This is a genomic window from Actinomadura sp. 6N118, assembly GCF_044326415.1.
GTDB lineage: Bacteria > Actinomycetota > Actinomycetes > Streptosporangiales > Streptosporangiaceae > Spirillospora.
Map to the genome: position 1 here is coordinate 14,341 of NZ_JBIRAZ010000033.1, position 18,044 is coordinate 32,384.

17 protein-coding genes, 1 tRNA gene and 1 pseudogene are annotated in these 18,044 nt (G+C 68.5%); 5 read left to right on the plus strand and 14 right to left on the minus strand.

What is annotated here, in order from left to right; translation table 11 throughout:
- Positions 1-165: 165 nt before the first annotated feature.
- Positions 166-471, minus strand: a pseudogene (locus ACH34W_RS49665) (pyruvate kinase alpha/beta domain-containing protein); the annotation flags it as partial.
- Between the two features lie 102 nt (positions 472-573).
- Between ACH34W_RS49665 and ACH34W_RS49670 the strand changes: the two are divergent.
- Complete coding sequence (locus ACH34W_RS49670; RefSeq protein WP_395968276.1) at positions 574-1,053, plus strand: hypothetical protein; 480 nt, start codon at positions 574-576, stop codon at positions 1,051-1,053.
- 57 nt (positions 1,054-1,110) lie between these two features.
- Here ACH34W_RS49670 and ACH34W_RS49675 read toward each other — a convergent pair whose 3' ends face one another.
- The 3 genes from ACH34W_RS49675 to ACH34W_RS49685 all read right to left on the minus strand — a co-directional run bounded on the left by ACH34W_RS49675 (position 1,111) and on the right by ACH34W_RS49685 (position 2,915).
- Positions 1,111-1,554 (minus strand): hypothetical protein, encoded by a 444-nt coding sequence (locus ACH34W_RS49675; protein WP_395968277.1) that lies wholly within the window; start codon positions 1,552-1,554, stop codon positions 1,111-1,113.
- A 795-nt stretch (positions 1,555-2,349) separates the two neighbouring features.
- A tRNA-Val gene (locus ACH34W_RS49680) sits at positions 2,350-2,421 on the minus strand.
- 83 nt (positions 2,422-2,504) lie between these two features.
- On the minus strand, positions 2,505-2,915 hold the full coding sequence (locus ACH34W_RS49685; RefSeq protein ID WP_395968278.1) for a PGPGW domain-containing protein: 411 nt from the start codon (positions 2,913-2,915) through the stop codon (positions 2,505-2,507).
- A gap of 298 nt (positions 2,916-3,213) precedes the next feature.
- Here ACH34W_RS49685 and ACH34W_RS49690 point away from each other — a divergent pair, with 298 nt between their 5' ends.
- Entirely contained in the window at positions 3,214-3,630 is a 417-nt protein-coding gene (locus tag ACH34W_RS49690) for an SsgA family sporulation/cell division regulator (RefSeq protein ID WP_395968279.1), read from the plus strand.
- Here ACH34W_RS49690 and sthA read toward each other — a convergent pair whose 3' ends face one another.
- Together sthA and ACH34W_RS49700 are read right to left on the minus strand one after the other, a co-directional pair.
- On the minus strand, positions 3,631-5,034 hold the full coding sequence (gene sthA, locus ACH34W_RS49695) for a Si-specific NAD(P)(+) transhydrogenase (RefSeq protein ID WP_395968280.1): 1,404 nt from the start codon (positions 5,032-5,034) through the stop codon (positions 3,631-3,633).
- 118 nt (positions 5,035-5,152) lie between these two features.
- Positions 5,153-5,767: a TetR/AcrR family transcriptional regulator gene (locus ACH34W_RS49700; protein WP_395968281.1), complete on the minus strand. Its 615-nt coding sequence runs from the start codon at positions 5,765-5,767 to the stop codon at positions 5,153-5,155.
- 117 nt (positions 5,768-5,884) lie between these two features.
- Between ACH34W_RS49700 and ACH34W_RS49705 the strand changes: the two genes are divergently transcribed.
- From ACH34W_RS49705 to ppgK, 3 genes are all read left to right on the plus strand, one after another.
- Entirely contained in the window at positions 5,885-6,625 is a 741-nt protein-coding gene (locus ACH34W_RS49705) for an SDR family NAD(P)-dependent oxidoreductase (RefSeq protein WP_395968282.1), read from the plus strand.
- Positions 6,622-6,945 (plus strand): DMT family transporter, encoded by a 324-nt coding sequence (locus tag ACH34W_RS49710; RefSeq protein WP_395968283.1) that lies wholly within the window; start codon positions 6,622-6,624, stop codon positions 6,943-6,945. Before ACH34W_RS49705 ends, ACH34W_RS49710 begins: the two co-directional genes overlap by 4 nt.
- An 84-nt stretch (positions 6,946-7,029) precedes the next feature.
- Positions 7,030-7,806, plus strand: a complete 777-nt coding sequence (ppgK, locus tag ACH34W_RS49715) for a polyphosphate--glucose phosphotransferase (protein WP_395968337.1) — start codon at positions 7,030-7,032, stop codon at positions 7,804-7,806.
- A gap of 80 nt (positions 7,807-7,886) precedes the next feature.
- On the opposite strand, the gene ACH34W_RS49720 is transcribed toward ppgK, so the two are convergent.
- The 8 genes from ACH34W_RS49720 to ACH34W_RS49755 all read right to left on the minus strand — a co-directional run bounded on the left by ACH34W_RS49720 (position 7,887) and on the right by ACH34W_RS49755 (position 18,023).
- Entirely contained in the window at positions 7,887-10,565 is a 2,679-nt protein-coding gene (locus ACH34W_RS49720; protein WP_395968284.1) for an alpha-mannosidase, read from the minus strand.
- Positions 10,556-11,776: a CehA/McbA family metallohydrolase gene (locus ACH34W_RS49725; RefSeq protein ID WP_395968285.1), complete on the minus strand. Its 1,221-nt coding sequence runs from the start codon at positions 11,774-11,776 to the stop codon at positions 10,556-10,558. The genes ACH34W_RS49720 and ACH34W_RS49725 overlap by 10 nt, the downstream gene beginning before the upstream one ends.
- Positions 11,773-12,864 carry an ABC transporter ATP-binding protein gene (locus ACH34W_RS49730; protein WP_395968286.1) on the minus strand — a complete coding sequence of 364 codons (1,092 nt, stop codon included), beginning with the start codon at positions 12,862-12,864 and terminating at the stop codon, positions 11,773-11,775. The genes ACH34W_RS49725 and ACH34W_RS49730 overlap by 4 nt, the downstream gene beginning before the upstream one ends.
- Positions 12,864-13,685: a carbohydrate ABC transporter permease gene (locus ACH34W_RS49735; protein ID WP_395968287.1), complete on the minus strand. Its 822-nt coding sequence runs from the start codon at positions 13,683-13,685 to the stop codon at positions 12,864-12,866. The genes ACH34W_RS49730 and ACH34W_RS49735 overlap by 1 nt, the downstream gene beginning before the upstream one ends.
- Positions 13,682-14,671, minus strand: coding sequence for a carbohydrate ABC transporter permease (locus ACH34W_RS49740; RefSeq protein ID WP_395968288.1), 990 nt, complete (start codon positions 14,669-14,671; stop codon positions 13,682-13,684). Before ACH34W_RS49740 ends, ACH34W_RS49735 begins: the two co-directional genes overlap by 4 nt.
- The gene (locus ACH34W_RS49745; protein WP_395968289.1) at positions 14,643-16,127 is read right to left on the minus strand and encodes an extracellular solute-binding protein; all 1,485 of its coding nucleotides are present in this window, start codon (positions 16,125-16,127) and stop codon (positions 14,643-14,645) included. Before ACH34W_RS49745 ends, ACH34W_RS49740 begins: the two co-directional genes overlap by 29 nt.
- Positions 16,128-16,207: 80 nt before the next feature.
- The gene (locus tag ACH34W_RS49750) at positions 16,208-16,987 is read right to left on the minus strand and encodes an aminotransferase class IV (protein WP_395968338.1); all 780 of its coding nucleotides are present in this window, start codon (positions 16,985-16,987) and stop codon (positions 16,208-16,210) included.
- A gap of 7 nt (positions 16,988-16,994) precedes the next feature.
- On the minus strand, positions 16,995-18,023 hold the full coding sequence (locus ACH34W_RS49755) for a chorismate-binding protein (RefSeq protein WP_395968290.1): 1,029 nt from the start codon (positions 18,021-18,023) through the stop codon (positions 16,995-16,997).
- Positions 18,024-18,044: the final 21 nt, after the last annotated feature.

An 18,044-nucleotide genomic window follows, 5' to 3' on the forward strand; every position in this document is an offset into this window, starting at 1 on the left:
AACTCCACGGTGGCACGCGTCCTGATGCGGAACAGGGCCACCTTGCGATTCCCGCGCCCGTCCCGTCCATGCACGCAGCGCGACAGCCGTGCCGCACGCAGCGAACACGCCAGGTGATCAGATCAACGCGCCGGGTGGCCGGAACCGGTCATCCCCGGACGGCCGTCAGTCGCGGACGGCGATGGTGTCGCCGATGCGATGGACGCGCAGCGCGTTGGTCGAGCCGGCGGTGCCGGGGGGCGAGCCGGCCACGATCACCACGCGGTCGCCCTTCTGGACCTGCCCGGTCTCCAGCAGGCCCTGCTCGACCTGGCGGACCATGTCGTCGGTGTGGTGGGCGTGCGAGACGATGAACGTCTCGGTGCCCCACACGTGGGCGAGCTCGCCGCGGACGGCCGGCACCGACGTGAACGCCAGCAGCGGGATCGGCGAGCGGCAGCGAGACCGCCAGCGGGCGGTCTCGCCCGACACCGGCGACGGGTACGCGGCCGAGTGGCTGGTCGAACTGCTGGCCAAGCGAGGTGGAGAAAGCGATCACCATTCTGCGCAACCGCGCCGACGCCGGTGCCGGGAATGATGCTGATCAACCCTTACCCCTACGGTGCCGAGGCGTTCCGAAGCCTGTGCATCACCGTACGGAGAACGCCCGCGAGCGGAGTCAGCCGCGCTCGCGAGCGCGATATCTACGAACAGTACGAGCACTCCCAATTCAAGGAGCCCTGGCCGAACGCCGACGAGATCGACCCGAAGATGTGGGAGCACCTCGGCGCGCCCGCCCCCACGATTCGGCACAGGCAGAGCCGCCGGAACCCACGGACGCCTGGCTCTCCGCATATACGAACAGGGGATCACATCGTGAACTCACCGGCGCTGAAGACGCTGGCGATCGTGGCCATGATCGAATTCGGCGTTATCATCGGTCTGATCACCGGCATCCTCACACACACCGAGGGCACCAATATCAGCACTGCCATCTTGCAGGGTGCGGGCGCCGCCTGCGGGGGCCCCGTCACCCTGGTCGCGCTCATCATGACCTCGCACAAGTCCCTTTGATACCCCGTTCCAGAGAAGCCGCTCTTCTGGAGCTGCTCTGGTATCAAGGCCGGCGAGCTAGCTGACCGTCAAGGTCTGGGCTGGGTCGTCCGGCGCCTGGCCGAGTCCAAGGCCTTCGTAGACCTCTGCCGGGCCGCACCTGCGGTAACGACGGACGAGGTCCTCGAAGAAGACCATGTAGCGCATCTGCCGGATCTCGCCCTCGCGCCGGATGTAGGGCTCCAGCACCTGCCAGAGCTGGTTCATCCCCTGGCCAAAGAAGCCGATGACCAAGCCCTCCGCCACCACCTGGTACGCCACGAACACGCCCAGATTGTCATAGAAGAAGCCGACCTTGCGCACCATCGCGCGCGGTCCCGGTGGGAGGGCCGAGACACCGTCGTCAGGTGGGCACTCGGCGGCCAGATTCTCGATGATCCAGTCGCGGGCTTCAAACCACTCGGGTGTACGTGCCTCCCGGAATGCCTCAAGGGCGACGGGCAAAAGGTTCTGCCGTGCCATCAACCTCACCTGCCGCAACGACAGGACCAGCGCCAAAACAGCCGCCACGGCACTTGCACCGCCGAGGACCAGGGATAGGCCAGACAAGCTCATGGGTCACGCCACTGCTCGACGAAGGCGCGAGGCGCCGTTCGCGCCAGACGACGACAACCAGCGCCCGCCGTCAAGAAACCCCAACTCACCGGCTCTGGCCGGACCTCCGCCAGCCGATTCCCCGAGCCTCGCCTCAAAACCATCCTCATCAGACACGCCGGAGGAAACACCAGCCGCCTGCGGTAACTGTCAACGGCCAGATTGATGATCCTTCCCGCTGACGGCCAGATATTCCCCGTCGTTGCTGGTGGAGGTGATCAGGTGAAGGCAGCCAAGCCCGGAGGGTCGTCCTCCCGCCTCGAGGCTGTAGTCGCAACCCGATCCGACGCTTCTCTGACCCGCGTGGTCTGCGGCACGGTCAAAAAACACTGATGGCCGAGGGTGGCGTCCCTGAGATTTCAAGCTGACCGCCTTGGCTACATCGTCGACATGGGCGACGGCCAGACCCACTCCGTCGCATCTATTACTCAGAGTGACCGAATCGGAGAGCCCGAACCTGTGACCACATTTGGGATGGGGGCAGGCCGACGCCCCAAATCAGCCCCACAAGTCCCACTACGCCGCGCCAGGGCACAGCACAGGTCACTGAGCTGCAGTGACGCTTCCACGGAAGCCTCGGCGTTCTCGTGAGCTCTTCGGCATGGGCACAGCGTTCAAAGAGGCCCGATCTCGTTGAGATCAGGCCTCTGAGCTGGGGAGGGGTGGGCGATACTGGGTTCGAACCAGTGACCTCTTCGGTGTGAACGAAGCGCTCTCCCACTGAGCTAATCGCCCCGGTGGAACTGCCTTGCGGCGTTCCGACGTCGGAAACTCTAGCGCATCGAGGGGGGTGCTCACACATCAGTAAGCGTCCGGGGTCAGCGCCAGGGGGTCCAGTCCTCGATGTTCCACGGCAGGTTGAAGCTGTAGACGACCAGGTAGGCGATGACTGCGGCGCCGACCAGGATGCCGCCGACGATGGCCAGGATGGTGTTGCGGCGCTTCTTGCGGGGGTCGAGGGCCTTTTCCTTGGCCTTCTCGGCGGCCTGCTTGGCGTGGTGGAGGGCACGTTGGGCCCAGGCGAACTCGGTGGCGAGGATCGCCAGGCCCACGATGATGCCCAGGATGCCGGGGCCGGGGGCGACCATCATGATCAGCCCGCCGATGAGGACCGTCACGCCTACGGTGAAGACGCCCAGCCGCCAGGTGGTGTTGAGGAGCCGGTTCCGGCGGACGAACTCGCGGAAGCGAGTGAAGGGTCCGGCGTCCTTTTCATGGTTTATTGCCACGTATTTACTCTATGCCAGAGGGATGGCCGCATCGGGCCGCAGGCCGGTTCTGGGCAACCAATCGCACCCTCCCGATCGTCACACAGGGAGGGGCCGGAGGCACGGAGGGGGTGGTCCGATTGATCCGCTTTTGCGCAGGTCAGGGGCTACTTTAGAGAGAGTGAGATAGGTCACACAGGGGCACCGAGACGGAATGTTCCCACATCTCCGCTCAGTTACGCGTCATAGATCGCGGGGACATCCGTGAGAGGGAGTACCCGCCCGCGTGTTAGCGGGACCGACGTCTGAAGGAATGGCCATGAACAGCAGCACCACCGTCTCAGCGGAGCTGGGCCTCCGTCTCGTCGTCCCTGACCGCACGATCGTCCCCCTGCTCGCCGGGCTGGAGTACGCGGCAGATGATCCGTACGCCATCCGGATGGCCTTCTACGTCGGCAACGACGAGCCGGTGGAGTGGATCTTCGCCCGGGAGCTGCTGACCGTCGGCATCGTGCGAAAGGTCGGGGACGGGGACGTGGAGGTCTGGCCCGCGGGATCAGACGACACCACCCTCAACATCGCGCTCTCATCGCCGTTCGGCAACGCGCTCTTCGAGGTGCCGCTGTCCCCGCTCGCGGAATTCCTGCACCGGACGTACCAGGTCGTACCGGCCGGGCAGGAGTCGGAGTTCGTCGACATGGACGCGGAGCTGGAAAATCTTCTCTGGCCGTCTTGATCACTCGCTGAGGCGGGCGATCTGGCGCATCTTGTTCATCGCGTCGAGCGCCGCGACCTTGTACGACTCGGCGAGGGTCGGATAGTTGAAGACGGCGTTCACCAGGTAGTCGACGGTTCCGCCACAGCCCATGACGGTCTGGCCGATGTGGACGAGCTCGGTGGCCCCCGTGCCGAAGACGTGGACGCCGAGGAGCGAGCGGTCTTCCGAGGAGACCAGGAGTTTGAGCATTCCGTAGGAGTCTCCAATGATCTGGCCGCGGGCAAGCTCCCGGTAGCGGGAGACCCCTACTTCGAACGGCACCTTGGCCTCGGTGAGCTCGTCCTCGGTACGTCCCACGAAACTGATCTCGGGGATCGTGTAGATCCCTATCGGCTGGAGCTCGTGCATGCCCGTGACGGGTTCGTCGCAGGCGTGGTGCGCGGCCAGGCGGCCCTGTTCCATGGACGTCGCGGCCAGGGACGGGAAGCCGATCACGTCGCCTACGGCGTAGACGTGGGGTACTTCGGTGGCGTAGTTCGCATCTACCTTGATCCGGCCGCGGCGGTCGGCGCTGAGCCCGGCGGCCTCGAGGTTGAGCTCGTCGGTCATGCCCTGGCGGCCGGCCGAGTACATGACGGTGTCGGCGGGGATGCGTTTGCCGCTTTCGAGGATGGTGATCGCTCCGCCGTTGCGGCGTTCGACCGAGGACACGCTCTCCCTGAACCGGAACGTCACCGCGAGGTCGCGCAGGTGGTACTTGAGCGCCTCGACCACCTCGAGATCGGCGAACTCCAGCATGCGGTCGCGGCGTTCGACCACGGTCACCTTGGTGCCGAGCGCCGCGAACATCGACGCGTACTCGATCCCGATCACCCCGGCGCCGACCACCACCATCGTCTCGGGGATGCGCTCCATGTTGATGATGCCGTCGGAGTCGATGATCGTACGATCGTCGAACTCCACGGTGTCGGGACGCGCGGGCTTGGTCCCGGTCGCGATGACGATCTTGTCGGCGGTGACCTTGTGCTCGCGGTCGTGCCCGTTGCCGATCCCGATGGTGTGCGGGTCGAGGAACTGGCCGATGCCCGACAGCACGGTGACATGGTTGCGTGCCAACTGGCTGCGGATCACGTCGATCTCGCGTCCGATGACATGCTGGGTGCGCATGCCCAGGTCGGCGACCGTGATGTCCTCCTTGACCCGGTAGCTCTGCCCGTACAGCTCCCGCTGGTTGAGCCCGGTCAGGTAGAGGACGGCCTCACGGAGGGTCTTCGACGGGATCGTGCCCGTGTTGATGCACACCCCGCCCATCATGTGGCGCCGGTCGACGATGCCGACCCGCCGTCCGAGCTTCGCGGCGGCGATGGCCGCGCGCTGCCCGCCGGGGCCTGACCCGAGCACGAGAATGTCGAAGTCGTTCACTCCCCCAGTCTGGCCGCGCGAAGGCCCCCCACATAAGGCCTATGACGGAAGCAATCCCTCGTTCCCCGGAGATCACGGGTGGCCGGCCGTTTGATTGATCCTTTTTGCTGTCGGCTTCTCAGGCGAGGCCGGCTACAAGCTCGTTCAGGCCTGATTTGATGCGAGCCAGGCTCAGGCCGCGGCGGTGGCGCTGGTAGCGGAAGAGGTTGGCGGCCAGGGGGGCCAGGAGGGCGTCCGCGAGGTACTCAGCGTCCGCGTCCGGGCGGATCTGGCCGATCAGCATCCTCAGGTGCATCTGGTAGAGCCCGTACGAGCCGTCGTTGAAGCGGGCGTACGAGGAGTTCATCTCGGCCGCTAGCAGGAGCTCGGACTGTTCCTCTGTACGCTCGGCCAACGCGTGCAGGAACGCCCGCACACGTTCCACGGGCTCTCCCCCGGGGCCCAGCGGCGGCGGCCCGGACAGAAGGCTCGCCTGGAACTCTCGCTCACGGTGGTCGATCACGGCGTAGACCAACCCGGCGCGGTCGCGGAAGCGGCGGTAGACCGTGCCGACGCCGACACCGGCCGCCCGCGCCACCTCGTCCATGGACAGCGCTTCGACGCCGCGCGTCGCGATCATGTCGGCCGCCGCGGCGAGGATCTTGCGGCGGTTCTGGGCGGCGTCGGCACGTTCCGCCGGCGGGCCGCCCGCGATCGGCAGCGCACGCGGCCCTCCACCGGATTCGTCGCTCACAGACCCTCAGCCTACCGAAGCGGAGAACATTCCACTTTTGTTTGCAATACGGAGAGCCCTCCGGTTAGCCTCGGCTCCGACACTAAGTGGAACCTCCTCCGGTTAGAGGTGACGGCAGTGAACGAGCTGGCAGGCAAGACGGCTTTGGTGACCGGTGGCAGCCGGGGCATCGGTGCGGCGATCGCGCTGCGCCTCGCGCGGAACGGGGCGGATGTGGCTCTGACTTACGTTCAAGCACCCGATCGGGCCGCCACCGTCGTACGCGAGATCGAACAGATGGGACGCCGGGGGATGGCCATCGCGGCCGACGCAGCCGATCCGGCAGCGGTCAAGGCCGCGGTGGAACGTGCCGCGAGCGAGCTGGGCAGACTGGACATCCTGATCAACAACGCCGGGATCGCACCCTATGGGCCGCTGGAGGACGTCCCGGTCGAGGAGATCGACCGGACGCTCGCGATCCATGTACGAGCGGCCTACGTGGCATCCCAGGCGGCGGCCAGGCACCTGCCGGACGGCGGTCGGATCATCAACATCGGCAGCAGCCTCGCCGAGCGGGTGCCCTCTCCCGGCTGGACGCTGTATTCGATGAGCAAGTCAGCCCTGATCGGGCTCACGAAGGGGCTGGCCCGCGATCTCGGGCCTTCCGGCGTCACCGCCAATCTCGTTCATCCTGGCTCGACGGACACAGAGATGAACCCCGCCGACTCCCCCGAAGCCGAGTTCGAACGCGGGTTCACGGCTCTGGGACGTTACGCGCGGCCAGACGACATCGCCGCCACGGTCGCACATCTCGCCGGCCCCGCAGGCGCGTACATCACGGGCTCAGCCATCACGGTCGACGGGGGCGTCACAGCGTGAAAGCCGCCTGGATCCTGCTGGTGGTGGCGGCGCTGCTGGAACTGGTCTGGGCGACCGCGCTGAAGCAGTCCAACGGCCTGGCGCGGCTCTGGCCTGCGGTGATCGGCATGACCGTGGCGCTGCTCAGCGTGGTCGTGTTGTCGGTGTCACTGCGCGACCTGCCGGTGGGCACGGCCTACGCGGTCTGGGTGGGGCTCGGGTCGCTCGGCGTGGCGGTCACCGGCATCATCGTTCTGGGCGAGAGCGCATCCCCCGCACGGCTGGCGTGTCTCCTCCTCATCCTCGTCGGTGTGATCGGCCTGAAGGTCGTCGACGGATGATCGGCACGGCGACCAGCCGGGGAACGAACGGGCAAAGGAAGATTCTTTAACCTGGCTGAGTACGGGCACGGGTAGGACATGAGCATGGAGATGCTGGGCATCGACATCGGCGGGTCGGGGATCAAGGGCGCTCCGGTGGATCTCTCCACGGGCGAGTTCGCCCAGGAGCGAATGCGCGTCGCGACCCCGCAGCCCGCCGAGCCCGAGCCGGTCGTCGAGATCGTCGCGCAGATCGTGGATCACTACGGCTGGACCGGGCCTGTCGGCGCGACGTTCCCCGGCGTGGTGGTGGACGGCGTCACACGTTCCGCCGCGAACGTGTCCAAGAGCTGGATCGGGCTGGACGCCGCGAAACTGTTCGAGGAGGCCACCGGGTGCCCGGTCACCCTCTTGAACGACGCGGACGCCGCCGGGATCGCGGAGATGAGCCACGGCGCCGGCAAGGGCAAGATGGGCACGGTCGTCATGCTGACGCTCGGCACGGGGATCGGCAGCGCGCTGTTCGTCGACGGCGTGCTGGTCCCGAACACCGAGTTCGGCCATCTGGAGATCGACGGCCATGACGCCGAGTCACGGGCCTCCGCCAAGGCCCGCGAGGACCACGAACTCAGCTGGGAGAAGTGGGCCAAGCGCCTCAGCGACTACATGTCCCATCTGGAGGCCTTGATCACGCCTTCCCTGATCATCGTCGGCGGCGGCGTGAGCAAGAAGGCCGACAAGTTCGTGCCGCTGATCCACGGAGTGAACGCGCCGATCGTTCCGGCGAGCCTGCTCAACACCGCCGGAATCGTGGGCGCCGCAATGGCCGCCGCACCGGCCGCCGCAGCCGCGACCCCACGCAACCTCACCCAAATGGCCTGACCAACCACCGCCCACCGCCCACCGCCCCGCAGCCCCGCGGCTTCGGGGTGGCGTGGGCGTGCTGGCACGGTTGGGCGTATCTAGCCGGGGTTTCGGGGTGGGAGGCGTAGGGTGGCGATTTCCCAGGCGCGTAGTGCTTTGGTGAGGCCACCTGTGATCGTTGCGGTGGTGGGGTGGGGTTGCTCGGCGAGGACGCGGAGTTCTAGTTCACCCTCACGTTCGCGCAAGCTGCTCATCACCACGCCCTCACCGCTCACCTCGATCCCGTGCCGGACGGGTGGGAGAGGTGTGCTGGAGGGGCCGTAGCCTGCGGCTGTCAGGAGGTCGTGGCGGAACGACTCGGCGGCGGTGAGGACCTCCTGGCCAGGCTGGGCGCCCGCGTAGGGCATGATCGCGAGCTCCATGACCCGTTCGCCCCGGCATTGGGCTTTCGGCGTCGGGAGTTCGGGGCCTGCGGGCTGGTCGCGGTTGGCGTTGTGATGGCGCGACAAGTAGCCGATCGAGCGCACGAGGGTCAGCGCCAGTTCCCGGCCGTCGCCGGTCACTTCGTACTCAGTGACGTGTTCCAACAGCGCCGCCAGGCCTCCCGCAGCCACGAAGGCGGAGGCGGGGAACGTCGGCACGGGTACTTCTCCGCAGCCGCCTTCCGACTCCAGGCCGCGTTCGACGATCGCGAACTGGCCCTCCGCGAAGGACGAGGACGCCTGGACCGGCAAGGGCAGATGCAGCCGGACCCGGTGGTCCTCGCAGCGATTGTCGAACGAGACGCGCAGCCGTACGAACGGCTCACCGGCACGCAGTTCGACGCGCATCACGACGGGGACGGTCTCTTCGGCATCGGAGCGCGCGTCGTCGACCAGGTCGCCGTTCGCGGGCCATCGGTACGTTCGCACGACGTCGAACGCGGCGACCAGCGGCCCCGCCGAGACCGCGCGTACCTCGACCGATTCGGGTATGTCCACGAGCCGGTCCAGGCGGGGCGGCGCGTAGTTGTACGTGTCGCCGAGGTCGCCGCCCTCCATCACGCGCCCCAGCCCCTCCATGACCTGGCGGCCACCGGCCCGGATCGAGAACGTGCCGTCTTCGGCGATCTGGACGCGCAGCAGGCCGTTGTCCAGGACGTCGTCGCCTTCGGCCCGGACCGGTCGTTCGACCGCAGAGGTCCCCGGGACGGAACGCACGGAGACCACACCGAGCGGCGGCGCTTCCACCTGGGCGGCCACCGTGCGGCGTGGGTCGGCGATCGTGACGACGCGCCACTCCCCCTCGGCGTCCCGTACGGCCTCGCGGACGTCTGCGATGTCGAAGTGGGTCTCGGCACGCTGAGTCACGAAGAAGGTCAGCGTTCGGCCCGACACGGTCCAGTCGCGGATGTCCTGGCCGAACAACGAGCGTCCGAACACACGGTTGAGCACCATCGGGAGGTTGGACGCGGGGTGCACGGCGTCGTCCAGCGTCGTCGCGGCGACTTCGAGCGTCTGCGTGGGATACGTGCGTCCCTCGGCGTCCTCCAGCACGACCTCGCCCTCGGCTGCGACGTCCAGGACGACCATCCCGGTGCGGCGCGCCGGGGTGGGGTTGAAGACGAGGTGGCCGTCGAACGGCAGCGCGGCCGCGAGCCCGGCGGTCACCAGGTCGCAGACGGCGCGTCCGAGTTGCTCGGCCTCAGCCATGCGGGCCGCGACCTGTTCGGCCGTCTCGTCGCTGCCGCAGCCGGTCACGGAGTCGTGGCAGCTCACCTCGATCAGGCGGCGCCAGGCCATGTCCAGGAAGCTCGCCGCGCTGCCGTCCCACCAGAGCGCGTCGAGCGGCTCGGCGTAGCGTTCGACCAGGCGTTCGGCACGGCTCATGGCCTGCTTGAGGTGGGCCCGGGCCGAGATGACGCCCGGCAGGATGTTGGCCCGGGCGTGGGAACGCAGCTCACCGCGTACGCGCGGAAGTCCCTCGGTCGAGGTGTCCTGCGTCGCCATGTATCCGGCCAGGGTGTCCAGCCTCGTGCCACCGCCGAGGCCGTCGATCTGGTCGGCGAGGTCACTGGCGGGAGCCGTGTGGTCCGAGCCGTACATGGCCAGCAGCGGGCCGCCTTCGGGGCGCCAGGCACGCATGCGTTCGGCGAAGTCGGCCACCCGGCCCGGCAGGAGCCCGGCGTCGCCAACCCGGCCGTTGCCGTTTTGGCGCGCCTCCTCGAACATGCTGGCCGCGTTGCCGTATCCGCCCTCGGGAAGATATTCGGTACGGATGGCGGTCCCGTCTGGAGACTCCCAGGCGAACGCGTGTGTCCGTACAGCAGCAGGAACGCCTCGCCAGACGCACGCGTGCTCGATCCCAGCAAGCCGCAGAATCTGCGGCGTCTGCGCACAGTGACCGAACTGATCAGGCAGATAGCCGACACGCATGGCCGCGCCCAGTTCCTCCGCCCGTCGCAAGCCAAGCTCGAGATTGCGGATGATGTTCTCGCCAGAGCACAGGAACTCGTCGTGCAGGATCTGCCAAGGCCCGACAGCCAGCCGGCCCTCCCGGACGAGAGCCGCGACCCGTTCGCGGCGTTCCGGCCGGATCTCCAGGTAGTCGTCGACGGCCGCCATCTGGCCGTCCAGCGTGAAGTGCTGCCGCGGATCGGCCTCCATCCTGTCGATGACCTCGTCCAGCAACGCGACCAGCCTCAGCCGGAAGCGCTGGAACGGCAGATACCACTCGCGGTCCCAATGGGTGTGCGGGACGACGACGATCGAGGTCTCGGTGGCCCCGGTCATCCGCATAGCGCGATCACCTCGTTCTCGTGGGATTCAAGGCGGTGCATGCCGCCGGCCCGGGCGGGCACCCGGACGTGGTCGCCCCGTACGGCGAGACGGCTGCCGTCCGGGCGGACGAGCACGGTGCCGTCGGCGCCGAGGGCGATCAGCTCGTCGTCCACCCTGAGCAACATCGGTGCGTCGCCGCCCGGGCCGGTCGTCACCGCCGTACGACCGGCGGCGATCGCGCCGAGCACGTCGTCGCCCTCCGCGAGCACCCAGGTTGTGGGCTCGCCGAGCGACTTGTGCTGGGCCGGATCGTGGTAGTCGCTGCCCCCCAGCGGCACGACGTCCGGCCGCCAGAGCGACGCCCACGACAGCGGGGCGCCCCAACGCCGGTCCCACCAGGAGGAGTGCCAGATCTCGGCATGCCGGGGACGCGCCTCGGCCGACAAGTCACGGCGCCAGGCGCAGTCGCCGCTGAGCGGGTGGTTGATGGAGATCACGCCGCCGTGCCGTCCGGCGAAGGCGACCCACTCGTCGGATTGTTTCCGGAAGTCCACCCAGCCCGTGTCGCCGAAGACGTTGGCATGCCCGAGATCGGTGGTCACCTCCTGGCCGGGGACGAGGACGATCCCGGCGCGGGCTCCGGTGGCCGCCAGCTCGGGGTGGTGGCTGACGGTGTTGTGGTCGGTGACGGCGAGGAAGTTCAGGCCGCGCTCGACCGCGCGGCAGGCCAGCTCGGGAACGGTGAGGGTTCCGTCGCTGTGCACGGTGTGGGAGTGGAGGTCCCCAGCGAGCCAGCGCATCCCGGCCGGGGCGGGTAGGTCTCTGACGGGGGCTCGTTCGGGTATCGCTGGCCAGGACGTCTCAGCCGGTGCGGGCGGCGGGGAGGGCGAGGTGACCACGGTGATCTCGTACGGGACGCCGGTCGCCGGGATCCGGTGCAGGCCCAGCCACACGTGCCAGACTCCGGGCTCCGGCTCCCCTGGCAGATACCCGGGCGTCGCCCACTCCCCCCCGATCGTGAACTCGCGCCTCGCTCCCCCGGACCATCCGCGGAAACCGCCTGGGCCGTGGCAGCCCAGGTCGATGACGCCGCCCTCGAACGACAACTGGACGCTGACCGACGCCGTTCCTGGCGCGACCTCGAAGGGCAGCTCACGCAGCCCCAGCTCCAGCCTGTCCTCCAGCGTCCACCTCCCGCGATGCACCGTGGTCTTTCCCACGGGCGTCACGCTGCCACCGTCACGTCGTTTCCGTTCACCAGATCTCCATCGCTGTAGAGCAGGGCGCGTCCCTCGCGCGGAACGGCCCAGCCGCGCTCGTCCGGCTCGGGTTCGCTGCCTTCGCCGACGAGCGCGTGGATCAGGACTCCTTCGACGTCCAGTGTGACCAATGAGGAGCTGCCGAGATTCTCGACGACCGCGACCCGGCCGCCGAACGAGCCGTCCACCGGGCTCGACGAGTAGTCCAGATAGTCGGGCCGCACCCCGTACACGACGGCCTGCCCATCGGTGACCAGCCCGCGCGCCTCCTCCGGCAGCGGCAGCAGCACGCCCGCCGCCTCGATCTGCTCGCCCCGTACGCGTGCGTCGACGAGGTTCATCGGGGTGGAGCCGATGAACGAGGCGACGAAGAGGTTCGACGGGCGCCGGAAGACCTCCGCCGGAGTGCCGATCTGCCGGATCTGACCGGCCTCCATGACCGCGATCCGGTCGGCCATGGCGAGTGCCTCCGCCTGGTCGTGCGTGACGAAGACGGTCGTGACGCCCAGCTCGCGCTGCAGTTTCTTGAGGAACGTACGTGCCTCCAGCCGCAGCCGCGCGTCGAGATTGGACAACGGCTCGTCCAGCAGGAACACCTGTGGGCGGGCCACCATCGCACGCGCCAGCGCGACCCGCTGCTGCTGGCCGCCCGACAGCTCGTTGGGGCGGCGCGCCAGGAGCCCGTCCAGGCCAAGCTCGGCGGCCACGTCGGCGGCAGCGGCGTGGCGTTCGTTCTTGCCTGCCTTCTTGATGCGAAGCGGGTAGGCGATGTTGTCGGTGACCGACATGTGCGGGAAGAGCGCGTAGTCCTGGAAGACCATGCCGACGTCGCGGCGCCCGGGCGGCAGCCGCGTCACGTCCGTCTCGCCGATCCGCACGGAGCCCGCCGTCGCGGTCTCCAGACCGGCCACGGTCCGCAGCAGCGTCGTCTTACCGCAGCCGGACGGGCCGAGCAGCGCGAAGAACTCGCCGTCCGCGATCTCCAGATCGAGGGCGTCGAGGGCCCGCACGCCGCCCGGATAGACCTTGGTCAGACCGCTCAGGGTGATGACCGCCATCAGCGCTTGATCCCTCCATGGAAGCGGAATCCGTACCGGCGGCTCACGAAGAGGTACATGCCCACGACCGGCAGGGAGTACAGGAGCGAGAACGTGGAGATCAGGGCGAGATCGGGCTGCCCGCCCTCGGTGTAGAAGGTGTACATGATCACTGAGGCCGGGGCCTTGTCCGGGTCGCGCAGCAGCAGGAACGGCATGAGGAAGTCGCCCCAGACCTGTGCCACCGTCCACACCGTGACCGTGGCGAGGCCGGGCCGGATCACCGGGACGACGACGTGCCGGAGCGTCTGCAGCGGCGTGGCGCCGAAGACGCGCGCCGCCTCCTCGTACGACGTCGGCGTGGCGTCCGTGAAGTCCTTGAGCACGAAGATGGCCGCCGGCAGCAGCCCGCCCGTCAGCACGAGGATCACGCCGAGATGCGAGTCGATCAGGTTGAGGTTGAACGCCAGCAGGAAGATCGGCACCATCGCGGCCGTGCCGGTGATGATCGACGACAGCAGGAGCAGCACGTACAGCAGCACGTCACGGCCCGGGATGCGCACCCGGCTGAGCGCGTACGCGGCGAGCGCGGCACAGGTGACCACCAGCGCCGCCGCACCGGCCGCGAGGATGATCGAGTTGCGCAGCGAGGCGAGCGCGTACGGGTTGTCCATCAGTACCTGGAAGTTGTGCAGGGTGAAGTCGGGCAGCGACGCCGAGATCTGCGGCTCGGAGTCGAACGGCGTGAACGCCAGCCAGAGCAGCGGCAGGGAGAAGAAGCCCAGCACCACCGAGATGAAGGTGGCGAGCCCGATCCGCCTCAGCACCTCGCGCACGTTCACGAGACCACCCCCTCACTCCGTGCTTCCAGTGCTCTCCTTCCTCTGCGTTCGCGGAGGGCGCGCAGGTAGAGAAGGGCGATCACGAGGTTGATGAGGATCATCACGAGCGAGATCGCGGCGCCGAAGCCGAGCCGCCCGTCGCCCAGGGCGGTCCGGTAGACGTAGACCGACATGATCTCCGACTTCCCGTCCGGCCCGCCCGCGGTGATGAGGAACGGCGTGAAGTCGTTGAACGTCCAGAGGCTGACGAGCAGCAGGCTCGTCAGGATGTGGCCGCGGATGCGCGGGAGGACGACATCGCGCAGGGTCTGCAGGGTTGACGCGCCGGCGAGCCGGGCGGTCTCCAGGTGCGACGGCGGAACGTTCCCAAGGGCGGCGCTGTAGAGCATCATCGAGAACGCGGTGCCGCGCCAGATGTTGAAGACGATGATGCACGCCATCGGATGGTCGAGCAGCCACGCGGTCCCGGGCGTGCCGAGCAGCGCGTTCAGCGTGCCCGAGTCGCGGTCGAGCAGGGCGATCCAGAGGAACGCGATCACCGAGCCGGGCAGGATCCAGGCGAGCAGGATCACCGCCTCGACCAGCCGCCGCACCGGCCCCGACCGGTCGCGCATCACCCAGGCGACCGAGAAGCCCAGCACCGTCTGGCCGATGACCGCCGAGCCGACCACGAACTGCAGCGTGAGCCACAACGAGCTGTGGAACTCCTCGTCGCCCAGCACGGACGTGTAGTTGTCGGTCCCGACGAACTTCGGATCACTCGCCGCGATACCGGTGAGCCGGTAGTCGGTGACTCCCAGGTAGAGCGTCCAGACCGCCGGGAAGACGAGGAACACCGCGATCAGGACGAGCGCCGGTGCGACGAACGCGGCGGCGCGCCGGGTGCCGAGTCCCGCCGCGTCGTCGTTCACCTTGCGGGACGGCGCCGCGCCCGGCGCGGCGGCCGTGGCGGTCGGCTCAGCCGGTGGAGATGTTGGCGGCGCCACCGACGATGCCCTCCAGCTTCTTGGTGTACTGCGCGGCCGCCTCGTCGGGGGTCTTGCCGGAGACGACGCTCGCCGTGGCCTCCTGCAGCGCGGCCGAGACCTGCGGATAGGCGGCGAGACCGGGGCGGTACGCGGTGATCGGCAGGACCTTCTCCGCGAGATACGACAGGAAGGGGTCACCCTTGAGGATCTCGGCGTTCACGTCCGTGCGGGAGGTGATCTCCGGCGTGCCGGCCGTCCGGGCCTTGTGCATCTCCGGTGAGTTCATGAAGGTCAGCAGCTCGAAGGCCTGCTGCGGGTACTTGGTGTTGGGGTTGACCACGGTGACGGCGCCGCCGGACATGCTGACGAACGACTGGCCGCGGATGGCCTTGCCGGGCGTGATCGCGGGGAACATGGCGTACCCGACGGCCTGGTCGCGATCCGCCATCTTGGCGATCCCCGTCTTCGGGTTGATCACATCGCGCCAGAAGTAGTCGCCTTCGGCCAGGATGCCGATCTTTCCGGCGGCGAACGCGGCGAACGACTTGTCGCGGCCCTTGGCCTCCTGCTGCAGCTTGGGGTCGCCCAGGCCCGGCCCGTAGATCTTGGAGTAGAGGCCGAGCATCTCCTTGACCGCCGTCCCTCCGCCCGTCCACTTGCCGCCCGTGTAGATCTCGGCGCCGGCGCCGGCGAGCAGCGGCAGGACGCCCTGCATCGAGGTGGCCTCGCCCATCGCGGTGCCCGCGTTCAGCTGGATGGGAGTGACCCCGGGCAGCTTCTTCAGTGCCTGACCGGCGGTGATGATCTCGTCCCAGCTCTTGGGCTGCCAGTTGGCCGGCAGGCCCGCCCGCGCGAAGAGGCGCTTGTTGAAGAACAGCACCCGCCCGTCCGTGCTGGCCGGGATGCCGTACCGCTTGCCGTCGAACGTGGCCAGGCCCTGAACCGACTTGGGGATGTGCGCCCAGCCGTCCCACGTGTCGGCGCGGGCACCCGCCACGTTCGCGAGCGGCGCGATGTAACCGGCCTGGGAGAACTCGCCGACCCAGATGCCGTCCATGTCGAAGACATCGGCGCCGGACTTGGACTTCAGGTCGAGGGCCATCTTGGTCTTGTACGGCTCGTCGTCGACGCCGTAGCCGCGGAAGGTCACCTTCGCGGTGACGCCCTTGGCCTTCTGGGCCGCGACGAACCGCGGGATCACCGTCTTGGTGATCCACTCGGCCTCTTCGGTGTTCTTGCCGCCCTCGATGGCGTTCCGGGTGATGACGAGGCTGAAGCTCTTGGCCTTGGCGTTGCGGTCGGGATCGGTCGAGGACGAGCCGCCGCCGCACCCGGCGACGACCGCGCCCACCATGAGGAGCGCGGCCATCGCACCGATGCGCCGCTGGGAGCCGGCGAGCGGGCGTCGCGAGCCGGTGAAGGGTCGTTTGAAGTCGAAGGGGGACCGTCGGGAGCCGGCGGGAGAGAAGTCCACGGTGACCTCCTTGCGTCACCGCTAACGTGAACGAAGAAAGCGATCACGTAAAGACCCGCCGGGTCACGGCTTGTTCAAGATCACGGGTCCATGAGCTCGGCGCTGCGCGCGGCGAAGACCTCCATCGCCTTGCTGGTGATGGGTCCGGGCGCGACCGGAAGCTCGGTGCCGTCCACGGCGTGGATGGGCTGCACGTCCCGGGTCGTGGAGACGAGGAACGCCTCTTCCACCTGGTAGAGCTCCTCCAGCGGAAGGTCCTCCTCGTCGGCGCCGAACCACTCCAGGACCAGCGCGCGGGTCACCCCGGCCAGGCATCCGGCCGTCAGCGGGGGCGTGATGAGACGGCCGCCCTTGACCACGAAGATGTTGCTGCCGGTGCCCTCGGAGAGGTTGCCCGCCAGGTTGCCGAAGATCGCCTCGCCGCCGCCGCGCTCCTTGGCGTAGGCGAGCGCGAGCGCGTTGTCGGCGTACGACGTCGTCTTGAGCCCGTTCAGCGCCCCCCGTTCGTTGCGCGGCCACGGCACCACGGTGACGGCGGTGGTCGCCGGGAACGGCTTCTGCTCGGCGATGATGATCGAGGTCGTGGTGCCCTCGTTCCCCCGGTCGGAGCCGAGCGGTCCGGGCCCGCTGGTGTAGGTGATGCGGATCCGGGCCAGCGGCCACTTGGGCGCCGCGGCCAGGACCTCCAGGGTGCCCTGGGCCAGCGCGTCGTGGTCCGGCTCGGGCAGCCCCAGTCCGGCCGCGGAGCGGGCCAGCCGCTTCAGGTGCCGGGTGAGGGCGAACGGCTCCCCGTTCGTCGCCTTGACGGTCTCGAAGATCCCGTCGCCGACGAGCATGCCGTGGTCGAACACCGACACCATCGCCTGCTCAGGGGCGAGCAGTTCCCCGTTGAGCCAGATCTTGCCCTGCCCGGTCGTCACCGGAAGCCACCTCCAATAGCCGAGCCGCCTTGAGCTCGGTCTCCTGCCATTCCCGGAGCGGGTCGGACCCCCATGTGATGCCGGCGCCGGCACCGAACCGCAGCAGGCCTGCCTCCGCCCAGAAGGTGCGGATGCCGACCGCGAGCGCGGCGCGCCGGGAGTCCGCGTCCACCCAGCCGATGGCTCCACAGTACGGGCCGCGCGGAACGGGTTCGAGTTCATTCAGCAAGGTCAGCGCACTGGACTTGGGCGCACCCGTGACCGAGCCAGGCGGAAACGTGGCCCGGAGCAGTTCGGGCCAGCCGTTCGGCTCGGCCAGCCGGGCCCGGACGGTCGAAACGAGATGCACCAGCCCCGGGGCCTCGTGGGGCACGCACAACTCCGGCACCGTCACAGACCCGATCTCCGCGACCCGCCCCAGATCGTTCCGAACGAGATCGACGATCATCACGTTCTCGGCGCGGTCCTTGGGCAGCAGCTCCTCCGCCGTTCGGGCCGTTCCCTTGATCGGACCCGACTCGACCACGTCACCGTCCCGGGCGAGGTAGAGCTCCGGCGAGGCGCTGGCGATCTCCAGGCCGGGCAGCCGCAGCGTCATCGCGTACTCCGCTGGATGCCGCCGCGCGAGCCTGACGCCCAGCCCCGCGATGTCGGCGCCCTCGGGCATAGTCGCCGAGAGAATCCGGCACAGGTTGGCCTGGTAGACCACCCCGTCGGCGATGGCCGCCCGCACCCGTTCGACGCCCTGTACGTACTCGGCCTGGCTCAGCGAACTGTGCCACTCCCCCGGCGGGCCCCACCCGCCCTCCGGATGCGGTGCCCGCCGGACATCCTCGAACCGGGCGCAAGTGATCTTGCCCTCATAGGTGACCACGACGGCCCACCAACCCCGCGAGTCCAGCGCCGCAGGGTCAGTCGTCACGTCGGCCAGCCCGGTGGCCAGCAGCCCTCCGACGTGAGCGAACGCATCCTTCATGCTCTCAGTGTGACGCGGGCG

What these genes read in the sequence shown, in the direction of transcription:
- ACH34W_RS49690 (WP_395968279.1), top strand. Translation starts at nt 3,214, where the DNA reads ATGAACAGCAGCACCACCGTCTCAGCGGAGCTGGGCCTCCGTCTCGTC.
- ACH34W_RS49675 (WP_395968277.1), bottom strand. Translation starts at nt 1,554, where the DNA reads ATGGCACGGCAGAACCTTTTGCCCGTCGCCCTTGAGGCATTCCGGGAG.
- ACH34W_RS49720 (WP_395968284.1), bottom strand. Translation starts at nt 10,565, where the DNA reads ATGCGGATGACCGGGGCCACCGAGACCTCGATCGTCGTCGTCCCGCAC.
- ACH34W_RS49670 (WP_395968276.1), top strand. Translation starts at nt 574, where the DNA reads ATGATGCTGATCAACCCTTACCCCTACGGTGCCGAGGCGTTCCGAAGC.
- ACH34W_RS49750 (WP_395968338.1), bottom strand. Translation starts at nt 16,987, where the DNA reads ATGGTGTCGGTGTTCGACCACGGCATGCTCGTCGGCGACGGGATCTTC.
- ppgK (WP_395968337.1), top strand. Translation starts at nt 7,030, where the DNA reads ATGGAGATGCTGGGCATCGACATCGGCGGGTCGGGGATCAAGGGCGCT.
- ACH34W_RS49755 (WP_395968290.1), bottom strand. Translation starts at nt 18,023, where the DNA reads ATGAAGGATGCGTTCGCTCACGTCGGAGGGCTGCTGGCCACCGGGCTG.
- ACH34W_RS49730 (WP_395968286.1), bottom strand. Translation starts at nt 12,864, where the DNA reads ATGGCGGTCATCACCCTGAGCGGTCTGACCAAGGTCTATCCGGGCGGC.